Raw genomic sequence first — 13,419 nt, 5'->3', positions numbered from 1 at the left:
ACAGCATGCCGGGCGGCCTCGCGGCCGCCCGGTCCTTCTCTCGAAGACGGTAGCCGGCGCATGACCGATATCTCATTGTCCGACCACGCTGTTACCGGGAAGACCGCGCCTCCCGCCGAGGCACGCAGCATGCGGCTGCCGACCCAGTGGCTTGGGGTTGCACCGTTCTTCATCTTCGCCATCATGTTCCTCATCCTGCCCACGCTCTATCTGATGCTGGGTGCATTCCAGAACGATGCCGGCGAATTCACTCTCGAAAACATCGCAGCGCTGGCGCAACCGTCCATCGTTGCCGCCTACTGGATTTCTATCAAGATCAGTCTTGCTTCATCGCTGATTGGCGCATTCGCGGGCCTGGCGATTGCCATTGCCATCGTGCGCGGTGGCCTGCCGGACTGGATACGTTCGGCGACACTGACGTTTTCCGGCGTGGCCTCCAATTTTGCCGGCGTGCCGCTGGCCTTTGCCTTCCTCGCCACGCTCGGCCGCCTCGGCCTTGCAACGGTGATCCTGAACACCGTGTTCGGCCTTAACATCTACGCGCATGGCTTCAACATCCTGTCATTCTGGGGCCTGACACTGACCTATGTCTATTTCCAGATACCGCTGATGGTGGTGATCATCGTGCCAGCCATCGACGGGCTGAAGAAGGAATGGGGCGAGGCAGCCGCGACGCTGGGCGCGACCATGTCCCAGTACTGGCGCATGGTGGTCATTCCGGTGATCTGGCCGAGTTTCCTCGGCACCGTGATCCTGTTGTTCGCCAACGCCTTCGGCGCCATCGCCACCGCCTATGCGCTGACCGGCTCGTCGCTCAACATCGTGCCGATCCTGCTTTATGCACAGATCCGTGGAGATGTGCTGCACAATGCCCATCTCGGCTATGCCATCGCCTTCGGCATGATCGTCATCACCGGTCTTGCCAATGTGTTCTACATCTGGTTCCGGACCCGTTCCGAGAGGTGGCTGAAATGAAGTCGGGAAAGTTCTGGGCCTGGCTCGTCTTCGCTCTTGGCGCGGCCTACTTTTTCATCCCGCTGATCGCGACCGTGGAGTTCTCGATGCGCATGCGGCGCGGGGAGTACTCCTTCGACGCCTACAAGGTCGTGTTGGGCGACGCCCGTTTCCAGGCCACCTTCGGCTATTCGGTACTGGCCGCCGTTTTCACCATCATTCTCGGTGTGCTGATCGTGGTGCCCGCCGCTTATTGGATCCGGCTTCGGCTGCCGCAATTGCGGCCGATCGTCGAGTTCATTACCCTGCTGCCGCTGGTTATCCCAGCCATCGTCATCGTCTTCGGCTACATCAGAATGTACGGGTCGAATTCGCCGCTGCCGTTTCTGGCGACCGATACAGGCACCAATGCCTTGTTGGTCATCGGCTATGCGACACTGGCGCTGCCCTATATGTATCGCGCCGTCGACACCGGGCTTCGCACAATCGACGTGCGCACTTTGACGGAAGCGGCCCAGATCCTTGGGGCTGGCTGGGGCACCATCATCACCCGTGTCATCCTGCCCAACGTGCTGATCGCGGTGCTCTCGGGCGCCTTCCTCACCTTCGCCATCGTCATCGGCGAATTCACCATGGCCAGCCTGCTCAACCGGCCTGCCTTCGGCCCTTATCTGCAGAATATTGGTGCCAACCGCGCCTATGAGCCGGCGGCACTTGCCATCATCGCCTTCGCCATCACCTGGGGCTGCATGTCGCTGATCCAGATACTGTCCCGCTTCGCGCCGAGATCCGCGAACCGTCCCAACTGATCGAAAAGTACTGATCGAAAGAAGAACGCCATGGCCGACCCCTTCCTCTCCATCCAGCACGTTCGAAAATCCTTCGGCGCCACCACGGTCGTGGAGGATTTCAATCTTGACGTCGAGCGTGGTGAATTCGTCTCCTTCCTCGGTCCGTCCGGTTGCGGCAAGACCACCGTGTTGCGCATGGTCGCCGGTTTCGAGGAGCCGAGCGCGGGCACGATCGTCGTCGGCGGCAAGGACATTACGAGGCTGAAGCCCAACCAGCGCAATGTCGGCATGGTGTTCCAGGCCTATGCGCTGTTCCCGAACCTGACCGTGGCGCAGAATATCGGCTTCGGCCTGAAGGTCGCCGGCATGCCGAGGGCCGATATCGATGCCCGCGTCGCCGAGATGCTCGGCATCATCAAGCTGCCGCAGATGGCGGATCGCTATCCCTACCAGCTCTCGGGCGGCCAGCAGCAACGCATCGCGCTGGCCCGCGCCATCGCGCCGAAGCCGAAGCTCTTGCTGCTCGACGAGCCGCTGTCGGCGCTCGATGCCAAGGTGCGTGTGTCGCTGCGCGAGGAAATCCGCTCGATCCAGAAGAAGCTCGGCATCACAACCATTTTCGTGACGCACGACCAGGAAGAGGCGCTGTCGATCTCCGACCGCATCGCCGTCATGTATGGCGGGAAGGCCGAGCAGGTCGGCACGCCGTTCGAGATCTACAACCGCCCGGCGACCAAGTTTGTCGCCAATTTCGTCGGCACGCTGAACGTGCTGGAAGGCACCGTCACCGATGCGGCTGCAGGCACGGTGCGGGTCAATTCCGAACAGGTCTCGCTTAAGGGCAAGCTCAACGGTTCCAAGTCAGGCGACACGCTGTCGCTGGCGTTGCGGCCTGAGGCAATCTCGCTCGGACGACAGCCCGGCCGCGATTCCAGCCTTTCGGGAGAGATATCCGAGGTGCATTTCCTCGGCTCGGTCATCCGGGTTCGTGTCGGCATCGGCGGCAACACGGTCTCGCTCGACACCTTCAACAGCCCGGCGACACCGCCCCCCGCAGTCGGTGAAAAGGCCGAGATCTCGTTCTCGTCGAGCGATATGCTGGTGCTTCACTAGGCTGATGCGCTTGTTCAAAATGAATGGCTGCATCCCGGTCTGCGAAGACGGGAGGATGCTTCCGTCCGCGTGGCATGGGCTGCAATGCAGGGTTTAAGCGAGCCCTCTATCGGTGATTTCGATGTCAGTGCGGTCGGCGCATTTGTCGATTTGGCAGGGCATCGGCGAAAGGCAATTCGAGGCATATTCCCATCGGCTCGAGCTTGCTGGCCAATCAACAGTTTCCAGCCGCTTTGCCACTGCCAGCGTCTCGCTTCCCGGCTATAACAGGCCATGGCGCTTTTCGAACTGACACTCGTTCTGCTGTTGATCGCCGTTGCGCTGACGGCGCTGTCGCGGCGCGTGCAGGTTCCCTATCCCTCTTTGCTGGCGCTGGCAGGGGTGGCCATCGCCTTCGTGCCTGGCGTGCCGACCATAGAGATCGATCCGGAACTGGCGCTAGCCCTGTTCATCGCGCCGGTGCTGCTCGATGCCGCCTATGATACCTCGCTGCGCGATCTCAACCGTTACAGGGTGCCGCTTGTGCTGCTGGCGCTTGGCGCCGTCCTTTTCACGACAGCGACGGTTGCGCTTGCCGGCTGGGCGATGGCAGGCCTGCCGATCGCCGCAGCCATAGCGCTTGGCGCCATCGTGGCGCCGCCCGATGCGGTTGCGGCATCGGCCGTGCTTGGCCAGTTCAAGGTGCCGCACCGCATCACTGCCATTCTGCAGGGCGAGAGCCTGCTCAACGACGCCACCGCGTTGCTGATTTACCGGATGGCGATTTCGGCGGCAGCAGGTTCCATTCTGCTGAGCAGCGCCGTTCCGATGATCCTGCTGTCCACGCTCGGCAGTCTTGCGGCCGGCTACCTGCTTGGCCGGGTGTCTCTGATAACGCTGGGCCGGATCGAGGACCCGGCGAGCGGCACCGTGGTGCAATTTGCCGGCACATTCGGGGTCTGGATCCTGGCCGACAGGATCGGACTGTCGGCCATCATCACCATAGTCGTCTATGCCATGACGATCGCCCGCACCGCGCCGCGCCGCATGCCGGCCAGAAACCGCATCAGCTCTTATTCGGTCTGGGAAACGGCGGTGTTCGTGCTCAATGTCCTGGCTTTCGTGCTGATGGGCCTGCAGGCGCGTACGATCGTCGGCCGGCTTGCCGGGCAGGGGCAGACCGATGCGTTCGTCCTGGCCGGGACAGTGCTTGCCATCGTCATCGTCTCACGCCTCATCTGGGTGCTGGGGTGCGGCGCGATCATCAGGTGGTTTGACCGTTCCGGCGGAGCTGATCGTCAGCGTGACGCTCCGTCGTTTCGGGGCGGCGTGCTGATCGGCTGGTGCGGGATGCGCGGTTTGGTGACGCTTGCGGCGGCATTCGCCCTGCCGGCTGAATTCCCGGCCCGCGACCCGATCGTGCTCGCTGCCTTCACGGTCGTGCTCGGCACGCTGGTGCTGCAAGGCATGAGCCTGAAGCCGCTGCTGCGCCTGCTAAATCTCGACCCTGACGAAACGGTCGACCGCGAGGTTGCGCAGGCACGCGTCGTGGTCATGCAGGCCGCGCTCGACATATTGGGCGGCAAGACATCGGACGCGGCGGCCGCGGTGCGCGAGCAATATGCCGCTCAACGCAAGATCGCCAAAAATCCCGACGATGCCCAGGCGGCGACCGAATATGACCGCTTGCGTCTTTATGCGATCAAGAGCCAGCGCGACGCGCTGGAGGAATTGCGCCGCAACGGGACGATTGGCGACGAAGCTTATCATCGCCTTGAGGAAGAGATCGACTGGACCGAACTGGCGGCGTCGCCACCCGGCCGGTTCCAGCCGCTGAATACTTAAGGCATCGCACGCCGTTTTCCGGCGCACGGAAGATACCGAAGTGCTTCGGGATCGGTGCATGATCCCGGTGAAGCAAGGCTGGTCCAAGCCACGTCCATTCTCCTGCACATTGCAACCGTGGCATCGAACCGCTACTGCCAACACGAAATTGAGCCGGATAAGCAATGAAGCTGGTCAGCTACAACATCCAGTACGGGTTCGGCGGCGACGGCCGCTACGATCTTTCGCGCGCCGCGCGCATCGTTGCCGGCGCCGACATCATTGCGCTGCAAGAGGTGGAGCGGAATTGGCAGCGCAGCAATTTCGACGATCAGCCGGAGTTGCTTTCCCGTCTGCTGCCCGAACATCACTGGGTTTTCGGCCCGGCCTTCGACATGGATGCCAGCGAAAGGCGCGACGGCCGTCTGGTCAATCGGCGCCGCCAGTTCGGCACCATGGTGCTGTCGAAACTGCCGATCGTCTGGTCGCGGCTGCATGCGCTGCCGATGCGCCGCACGCAGCGGCCGCTCAACACCCGCAACGCCGCGCTTGAATGCATGATCCGCACGCCGGCAGGGCCGGTGCGGGTGTTGTCGCTGCATCTCGCCCACATCGCGGCCGAGGAGCGGCTGGAGCAGATCGACTATCTCCTGGCCGAGCATCGCCGGGCACCGTCCGATGGCGGGCCGTGGAGCGGCGTCGACGACGAGCCCACGCGCAACTGGACCAGCGGCGAAGCGGAGCCGGAAAACCCGCTGGCGGCGATCTGGATGGGTGACTTCAACATGGAGCCGGGCAGCGCCGAATATCGCCGCATCGTCGGCAGCACGCCCTACCATCGGGGTGCCGCCTATCTTGACGGTTTCGTCGATGCCGCCGCCGTTGCCGGGGAGCCGGTTCCGGACTTCCACACCCATGTGAAGACCATCGACGGCAGGCTGGCAAAACGCCGGCTCGACCATTGTTTCGTCGGCGGCATGTTCGCCGGGCGGGTGCGTTCGATCAGTGCCGACATCGGCGAGGTTGCGTCGGATCATTTTCCGCTGCGGGTCGACATCGACCTGGAAACGCCCGGCATTGCCACATGACGCTTTTCGTCTTCTTCGCAGTGCTTGCCGCCGCCGCCATGCACGCGATCTGGAACGCGCTGGTCAAGGTGCATCTCGACCGCTTCCTGTCGATCACGCTGATGACGCTCGGCATGGGCGCGGCGGCACTCGTGGTGCTGCCTTTCGTCGAAGTGCCGAAGGCGGAAGTGTGGCCTTACATCATCGCCTCCGTCATTTTCCACATGGGCTACCGGACGTTCCTGATCGGCGCCTACAAGGCCGGCGATTTCGCCCAGACCTATCCGCTGGCGCGGGGCACCGCACCTCTGCTCTCGGCCTTTGGCGGCATGTTCGTCGTTGCCGAAATCCCCGGCCCGTTCGCCATGCTCGGCATCTTCCTGTTGTCGGCCGGCACGCTGGTGATGTCGTTTCGTGGCGGCGCGCATCTGGAGAAGCTCAATCTGCGCGCGGTCGGCTTCGCGCTGGGCACCTCCATCTTCATTGCCAGTTACACGCTGTCCGACGGCAGCGGCGCGCGGCTGGCGGCAACCGCGCAGAGCTATGCAGCCTGGCTGTTCATCTGCGATGCTTTTGGCGCCTTGGTGCTGTGCCTCATCTTCCGCGGGCCGAAGGCGCTGCCGGTGCTGGCGCGCGACTGGAAGGCAGGGCTGTTCACCGGCGTGCTCAGCGGTGCCGCCTACTGGATCGTCATGTGGGCGATGACCAAGGCGCCGATCGCTTCGGTGGCATCGCTGCGTGAAACCTCGATCCTGTTTGCCATGATGATCTCGGTCTTCGCTCTCGGCGAAAAAATGACCGGCTGGCGCGGTGCTGCCGCGCTCAGCATCGTGGCCGGCGTCGTCGCGCTGAGGCTTGGTTAGGCGCCGCTCAGGTCAGGACCGTCATCACCTGGCCACGTCGTTCCGGGCTGAAGCGGATGACGATGATGATGCAGACGGCGACCACGCCTGCGAACAGCGCCAGGGCATAGCCATAGCTGCCTCCGGCGCTTTCAGCGATTCCTGCTTGATAGGGGCCGCCATAGGACGCGGCGAGATTGCCCGCCTGATAGATAAAGCCGGGCAAGGTCGCCCGCACCGCGCCGGGCGAAAGCTCGTTGAGGTGCACGGGGATGACGCCCCAGGCACCCTGGACCGCGACCTGCATGACGAAGGCGCCGATGGCGAGCATGAACGGCGTGGTGCTGTAGGCCCACAGCGGAATAGACGGCAAGGCGATCAGGCATGCCAGCGTGATGGCGTTGACGCGGCCGATCTTCTCCGACAGCGCGCCGAATGCCAGGCCACCGACGATGGCGCCGATATTGGCAACGATGGTGATCCAGCTCACTGTGTGCGGATCAAAGCCATGCTGCTTCTTCAGGAAGGTCGGATAAAGATCCTGCGTGCCATGGCTGAAGAAATTGAAGAACATCATCAGCACGACGGCATAGAGCGCGACGCCCCAGTGTTTCTGCAGGGTTTCCCACATGCCCGGTCTCGCGGTCTTCTGCGCTTCGACGAAGGCCGGCGATTCCGGCACATGCGAGCGGATGAAGAGCACGATCAGCGCCGGCACGAAGCTGAGCAGGAACATGGCACGCCAGCCGATCGTGTAGCCGCCGATCGTCTGCTGATAGAGCAGACCATAGACCACCGCCGCCAGCAGATAGCCGGCCGGATAGCCGCATTGCAGGATGCCGGAGACCATGCCGCGTGCGCTCGGCGGAATGGACTCCATGGCCAGCGAACTGCCAAGCCCCCATTCGCCGCCCATGGCGATGCCGAACAAAGCACGCAGGGCGAGGAATATGCCGAGATTGGGCGAGAAGGCGGCCAGCGCGCCAATCACCGAATAGCTGACGATGTTGAGCATGAGGATCGGCTTGCGCCCGTATTTGTCGGCAAGCATGCCGAAGAAGAACGCGCCGATGAAGCGTGTCGCCAAGGTCAGGAACAGCGCCTTGGAGACCGCGGGCACGTCGGCGTGGAATTCGGTCGCGATATCGGTGAGCAGGAATGTCAGAAGGAAGAAATCGAAAGCATCGAGCGTCCAGCCCAGGAATGAGGCAAGGACGGTCTTCTTCTGCTGCGAATTAAGGGGCAAATCTTCCTCCATCATCATCGATGGGGGGAATTATCGGCCAGTTCAGGGAAGACCGGTGGTCACGTTTTCGCGTGGCTCATTTGATCGAACGCCCGCAGGAATGGCGGAAGGTGCGATGAGACCGACCGGTGCCATCTGTCGATGAACTCGATCGTGGCTTGAGGGTAGGTTTAGATTTCGAGATCAAACACCAGCAGTCCGTCCGTGCCGCCTTCCAGGGCAGCGACCAGGCGCGCGCCGGCGCGCTGGTGCGCTTCATGCACAAGATAGGCATCGCGCGCGGCAGCATCGCGGAAATCGATGGTGAAGCCGTGGGTGAAGCCGCGTGCGAACGGCTCCGGGCTGACATTGGCGCTGAATTTTACTGCGTCCATGCCGTCGATCACCTGTCGCAGCGCCTCGAGATCGGCATGGATCGCCGTGCGCTCGGTGGCGTCGACATCGTTGCGCAGCTTGACGAAAACACAGTGCCTGATCATGTCTTACTCCTCAGTGGCTAAGCAGCCCGGTTTCCGGAAAACACCGCCGGCGGCAGCGGCTCGCGGCCAAGGACCAGGTCGGCGCCCTTTTCACCGACCATGATGGTCGGCGCATTGGTGTTGGATGAAGGCACGCGCGGCATCACCGAGGCGTCGCAGACGCGCAGGCCCTCGATGCCGCGCAGCCGCAGATCCGGCGTCACGACAGCCATATCATCATGGCCCATGCGGCAGGTGCCGACCGGATGGTGGTCGGTCTTGGAACTGCGGCAGGCATAGTCGAACAGCTCGTCGTCGCTGGCGAGTGACGGGCCGGGCAGCACCTCGCGCAGCACGTAAGGGGCAAGCGCCTTCTGCCGCATGATCTCGCGGGCCAGCCGCAGCCCCTTGATCGACATGGCGCGGTCATAGGGATCGGACCAATAGTTCGGATCGATCAGCGGGTGGTCGGCCGGGTCGGCACTCTTCAGCCGCACCGTGCCGCGCGAACGCGGACGCAGGAAAGCCGAGTTCAGGGTGACGCCAGGGTTTTTCAGCTTCTCGACGCCGGCTTCGATGCCGGAACCCAAGCCGAGATGAAACTGGATGTCGGGCGAGGCGGCGGTCGGGTCGGCGTACCAGAAGCCGCCGGTCTCGAACAGGCTGGAGGCCACCGGCCCTTTCTTCAGCAGCAGATACTGCAGGCCGGCCCAGGCCGTGCGGTGCAGCTTGGCGTAGTTGTCATAGGTGTGATCGCCCGTACATTCGGCGATGACGAACAGATCAAGATGGTCCTGCATGTTGGAGCCGACGCCGGGCAGGTCGTGCACCGGCGTGACGCCGACCGACTTCAGATGGTCGGCGGGGCCGATGCCCGACTGCATCAAGAGTTTCGGCGAGCCGATGGCGCCGGACGAGACGATCACCTCGCGCTCGGCGCGCAGGATTTTCTTCTCGCCGCCCGGTCTGTCGACAATTTCGACGCCGATGGCGCGGCCCTTCTGGACGACGATGCGCGTCACCAGCACATCGGTTCGGACGGTCAGGTTCTTGCGGGCGCGGATCGGCCTCAAATAGGCGACTGAAGCGGACGAGCGCCGGGCATCCTTCTGGGTCAGCTGGTAATAGCCGACGCCTTCTTGGGCAGCGCCGTTGAAGTCCGGGTTGAAGGGGATGCCCATCTGCTGCCCGGCACGGAAATAGGCCTCGCAGATCGGCAGCGGCGCAATCGGGTTCGAGACGCCGAGCGGGCCCTGGTCACCGTGAAAATCGTTGGCGTAGCGCTGGTTGTTCTCAGCGCGCTTGAAATAGGGCAATACATCGCGATAGCCCCAGCCGGCGAGGCCTTCTTCCTTCTCCCAGTCGTCGTAGTCGCGGGCGTTGCCGCGCGTGTAGATCTGGGCATTGATGGACGAGCCGCCGCCGACCACCTTAGCCTGCGTGTACCAGAAGACGCGGTCCTTCATATGACTCTGCGGCACGGTCGACCAGCCCCAGGAAGCAATACCCTTGGTCATCTTGGCAAAGCCGGCAGGCATGTGGATATAGGGATGCCAGTCCTTGCCGCCGGCTTCCAGCAGCAGGACCGAATTTGCCGGATCCTCGCTCAATCGGTTGGCCAGAACGCAGCCGGCCGGACCGGCGCCCACGATGATGTAGTCGGTCATGACACTGTCCACTTATAGTCGCGGCACGGAGAGGGCGCCATCGACATTGATGATCGAGCCGGTCGAAAAGCCGAGCCTGCCGCCGGCGAGCGTCGCCACCACCGCACCGATGTCCGATGCTTCGCCCCAGCGTTTGGCCGGCACCAGTCCACTGTCGATGAGGGCATCGTATTTGGCGGTCACGCCTGAAGTCATGTCGGTGCGGATGATGCCGGGCCGCACCTCGAACACGCCGATGTTTTCGGGCGCCAACCGCAGCGCCAGGTTCTTCACCCACATCGAAAGCCCGGCTTTCGAGATGCAGTAATCCGGCCGCTCCGGCGACGCCATTTCGGCGCTGACCGAGGTGATGGTGATGATCGATCTCTGATCGCCCGAAGTGGCCAGCATCGCCTTGGCGACAGCCTGGCTGAGGAAGACGGTGCCGCGCAGGTTGATGCCCATTGTGCGGTCGAAGTTCTCCGGTTTGAGGTCCAGGAGGTCACCGCGCACCACGGCGCCGATGCCGGCATTGTTGACCAGGCAGTCGATGCGGCCGAAGGCGCGCATCGCGGTATCGACAAGTACGGTGTGGCTTGCGAGATCGGCGATGTCGGACTGGACGTAGGCGAACTTCGCGCCACGCTTGGTGATGTCGGTGGCAAGTCCGTCAGCGGCCGTTTCGGCAAGGTCGACGACCAGAATATCGAAGCCGGCATCCGCCAGTGCCTGGGCGCAGGCAAGCCCAATGCCGCGCGCGCCGCCGGTGACGATGGCGGAGGGGCGGGTCATGCGGCGAGGTCCGTCTTATGGATGTGATCGGCGACACGCAGCGCCTGCGCGGCGATCGACAATGCCGGATTGACCGCCGCCGAGTTCGGCAGGAAGCCGGCGTCAACGACAAACAGGTTCCGGTGATCGAATGAGCGGCAGAACGGATCGAGCGCCGCCGTCGCCGGATCGTCGCCCATCTTTATCGTGCCGCATTGGTGCGACGGCGTGCGCTTGTCGAAGGGGCGCGAGAGAACGATGGGATAACCGCAGGCGCGGAAGTTTTCGCGCATCACCTTGGTCAGCCCGTCGAGCGATTGCATGTTGGAGCGCCGCCATTGCATGACGATGTCCTTGCCATCAACCATGATGCGGCTTTCGGGATCCGGCAGGTCCTCGCACATCAGGTACCAGTCGACGGCGTGGCCGGCCATGAAATCAAGCGCGAATTTTGGCGTGTACCTGACATTGGCCTGCAGCATGTTGCCGTCGATCTTGCCGAGCAGCTGGACGTTGCCGAGCGGCTTGCCGCCCTTGCCGCCGGACAGGTAATAGTCGTTCAGCATCAGCGTCTTCTGGTACACGGCATCGTTGCGGCGGCGCGGGTCGATCGCCAGCATGGCGCTCGAATTGTGGTTCATGAAATTGCGGCCGACCTGGTCGGACCGGTTGGCCAGGCCTTTGCCATCAGGAGAGGGCGAGCGCAGCAGGATGACTGCGGAATTGACCGCGCCGGCTGAGAGGATGACCAGCTTCGGTGATACTTTCTTCAACTCGCCATTCTGGCGGTAGTGAATGGCTGATATCGTCGTGCCGTCCGCCGAGGCTTCGAGATATTCGACGCAAGCGCCAGTCTCGAGCCGAATGTTCTGGTCGGTCAGCGCCGCCGTCAGCGGACCGGTCTGCGCGTCGACCTTGCCCTGGCCGGTGTTGGGAAACGCGTCCCAGCCGGTCTTGCCCTCGTTCAGCCAGGTTTCGATGTCGACACCGAGCGGCAGCGAGGCCGGATGCAGGCCAAGGTTTTTCAGCTCGGCGCGGGCGCGGGCGATCGGTGCCTCGTCGGGCACCGGCTTGTAGGCATAGGGGACCGAATGGAACGGCTCGGTGGGATCCTCGCCCAGTGCACCGCGCACGCGAAACAGCTGTTCGGCTTTCGAATACCAGGGCTCGAATTCGTCATAGGTGAACGGCCAGGCCGGAGAGACGCCGCCGAAATGCTCCATGGCCGCAAAGTCCTCCTTGCGGTAGCGGATCAGCACCGCGCCATAGAACTTCGAATTGCCGCCGACATAGTAGTAATTGCCGGGGTTGAAGGCGGCACCACCCGCCTCACGCCACATCTCCTTCGGCCTGTAATGGCCGTCGACGAAGATCGAGCGTGTGTCGCGCGCGTGCGGTGTCGCCGGCAACGGCTCGCCGCGTTCCAGCATCAGGATCGAGGCGCCGCTGCCGGCAAGGCCGGAGGCGATCGTGGCGCCGCCAATGCCGGAGCCGATGATGACGATGTCCGGATTTGTCATGGCCTAAATCGCGTCCCGACGCGCTTTAGTTTCTTGTTTTGATGCATGTCGTTGCCCCAAAACCGGATCCACTTTTGGGCGACATACATTAGCGAATACGGGTCTCGGTCGCCGGATCGAAGAACACCGCCTTGGTCAGGTTGAAGGCGAGCGGCGTGTTGGTGCCCGGCTGGATGTTGGCATCGGCGCGCAGCCGCGCCACCACGCCCTTGCCGCCGAGATTGGTGACGGCGAAGGTATCCGAGCCGGCCGGTTCGACGACCTCGATGTGACAGTCGGCGGTTGCGATGTGCGAGGCGTTGCGCTCGGCACCTTCCGGATCGGTCAGGGCTTCGGGGCGGACACCGAAGATAATCGGCTTGCCCTGGAATGCCGACAGGCCGGCCGGTGCATTCGCCATCGGCAGCGAGATCGGCTCGCGCGCCTCGCGCTGCAGCACGACCGACAGCGCATTGCCTGACGTGCCGATGGTCGCCGGGATCAGGTTCATCGCCGGCGAGCCCATGAAATCGGCGACGAAGAGATTGCTCGGGTTGTTGTAGATCTCGGCCGGGGTGCCGAACTGCTGCACCTCGCCATCGCGCATGACAGCGATCTTGGTGGCCAGCGTCATCGCCTCGATCTGGTCGTGGGTGACGTAGACGATGGTGGTGCCGGTGGTGGCGTGCAGACGCTTGATCTCGATGCGCATGTCGACGCGCAGCTTGGCGTCGAGGTTGGACAGCGGCTCGTCGAACAGGAACAGTTTGGGGTCGCGCACCAGCGCCCGGCCCATGGCGACGCGCTGGCGCTGGCCGCCCGAAAGCTGGCTCGGCTTGCGCTGCAAGAGGTGGCCGATCTGCAGCACCTTGGCCACCTTGTCGATGGCCTTCTGGCGCTCCGCCGCCGGCACGCCGCGCATCTCCATGCCGAAGGAGATGTTTCCGGCCACCGTCATGTTCGGGTAGAGCGCATAGCTCTGGAACACCATGGCGATGTCGCGCTTGGAGGGGTGCAGATCGTTGATGGTGCGGCCGTCGACACGGATTTCGCCAGACGTGATCGTCTCCAGGCCGGCGATGGTGTTGAGCAAGGTCGACTTGCCGCAGCCGGAAGGGCCGACCAGCACCAGGAAGCCGCCTTTCTCGAGTTCGACATCGATCCCTTTGAGGATCTCGACCTGGCCGAAGCGCTTTCTCAGACCATCAATTTCCAGAAAAGCCATCAGA

The 13,419-nt window shown here is 63.2% G+C and carries 12 protein-coding genes; 6 read left to right on the top strand and 6 right to left on the bottom strand.

From position 1 onward, the window contains the following. Window positions 1–60: 60 nt before the first annotated feature. The 6 genes from NKJ00_RS09000 to NKJ00_RS08975 all read left to right on the top strand — a co-directional run bounded on the left by NKJ00_RS09000 (window position 61) and on the right by NKJ00_RS08975 (window position 6,591). Window positions 61–975 carry an ABC transporter permease gene (locus NKJ00_RS09000; RefSeq protein ID WP_023810098.1) on the top strand — a complete coding sequence of 305 codons (915 nt, stop codon included), beginning with the start codon at window positions 61–63 and terminating at the stop codon, window positions 973–975. Then, a complete protein-coding gene (locus tag NKJ00_RS08995; protein WP_023759707.1) occupies window positions 972–1,763 on the top strand; it encodes an ABC transporter permease in 792 nt (263 codons plus the stop codon). Before NKJ00_RS09000 ends, NKJ00_RS08995 begins: the two co-directional genes overlap by 4 nt. A gap of 30 nt (window positions 1,764–1,793) precedes the next feature. After that, the gene (locus NKJ00_RS08990; protein ID WP_023810097.1) at window positions 1,794–2,858 is read left to right on the top strand and encodes an ABC transporter ATP-binding protein; all 1,065 of its coding nucleotides are present in this window, start codon (window positions 1,794–1,796) and stop codon (window positions 2,856–2,858) included. A 273-nt stretch (window positions 2,859–3,131) separates the two neighbouring features. Further along, window positions 3,132–4,682, top strand: coding sequence for a cation:proton antiporter (locus NKJ00_RS08985; RefSeq protein ID WP_023810096.1), 1,551 nt, complete (start codon window positions 3,132–3,134; stop codon window positions 4,680–4,682). 164 nt (window positions 4,683–4,846) lie between these two features. Then, window positions 4,847–5,749, top strand: a complete 903-nt coding sequence (locus tag NKJ00_RS08980; RefSeq protein ID WP_352629491.1) for an endonuclease/exonuclease/phosphatase family protein — start codon at window positions 4,847–4,849, stop codon at window positions 5,747–5,749. After that, window positions 5,746–6,591, top strand: coding sequence for an EamA family transporter (locus tag NKJ00_RS08975; protein ID WP_013529691.1), 846 nt, complete (start codon window positions 5,746–5,748; stop codon window positions 6,589–6,591). Before NKJ00_RS08980 ends, NKJ00_RS08975 begins: the two co-directional genes overlap by 4 nt. A gap of 7 nt (window positions 6,592–6,598) precedes the next feature. Here the strand turns inward: NKJ00_RS08975 and NKJ00_RS08970 are convergent, their stop codons facing one another. The 6 genes from NKJ00_RS08970 to NKJ00_RS08945 all read right to left on the bottom strand — a co-directional run bounded on the left by NKJ00_RS08970 (window position 6,599) and on the right by NKJ00_RS08945 (window position 13,415). Beyond that, window positions 6,599–7,834, bottom strand: a complete 1,236-nt coding sequence (locus NKJ00_RS08970; protein WP_031212831.1) for an MFS transporter — start codon at window positions 7,832–7,834, stop codon at window positions 6,599–6,601. Window positions 7,835–7,986: 152 nt separating this feature from the next. Continuing rightward, on the bottom strand, window positions 7,987–8,295 hold the full coding sequence (locus NKJ00_RS08965; protein WP_023810093.1) for a Dabb family protein: 309 nt from the start codon (window positions 8,293–8,295) through the stop codon (window positions 7,987–7,989). A gap of 17 nt (window positions 8,296–8,312) precedes the next feature. Continuing rightward, on the bottom strand, window positions 8,313–9,941 hold the full coding sequence (locus tag NKJ00_RS08960; RefSeq protein ID WP_023810092.1) for a GMC family oxidoreductase: 1,629 nt from the start codon (window positions 9,939–9,941) through the stop codon (window positions 8,313–8,315). Between the two features lie 12 nt (window positions 9,942–9,953). Further along, entirely contained in the window at window positions 9,954–10,712 is a 759-nt protein-coding gene (locus NKJ00_RS08955) for a 3-ketoacyl-ACP reductase (protein ID WP_023810091.1), read from the bottom strand. Beyond that, entirely contained in the window at window positions 10,709–12,211 is a 1,503-nt protein-coding gene (locus NKJ00_RS08950; protein WP_352610306.1) for a GMC oxidoreductase, read from the bottom strand. The genes NKJ00_RS08955 and NKJ00_RS08950 overlap by 4 nt, the downstream gene beginning before the upstream one ends. An 88-nt stretch (window positions 12,212–12,299) precedes the next feature. Continuing rightward, window positions 12,300–13,415, bottom strand: coding sequence for an ABC transporter ATP-binding protein (locus tag NKJ00_RS08945; RefSeq protein WP_023810089.1), 1,116 nt, complete (start codon window positions 13,413–13,415; stop codon window positions 12,300–12,302). Window positions 13,416–13,419: the final 4 nt, after the last annotated feature.

The organism is Mesorhizobium sp. M0227, assembly GCF_040321855.1.
Classification (GTDB): Bacteria; Pseudomonadota; Alphaproteobacteria; order Rhizobiales; family Rhizobiaceae; genus Mesorhizobium.
Note: the sequence above shows the minus strand (reverse complement) of the source record. Positions and strands in the feature narration are given on the sequence as shown.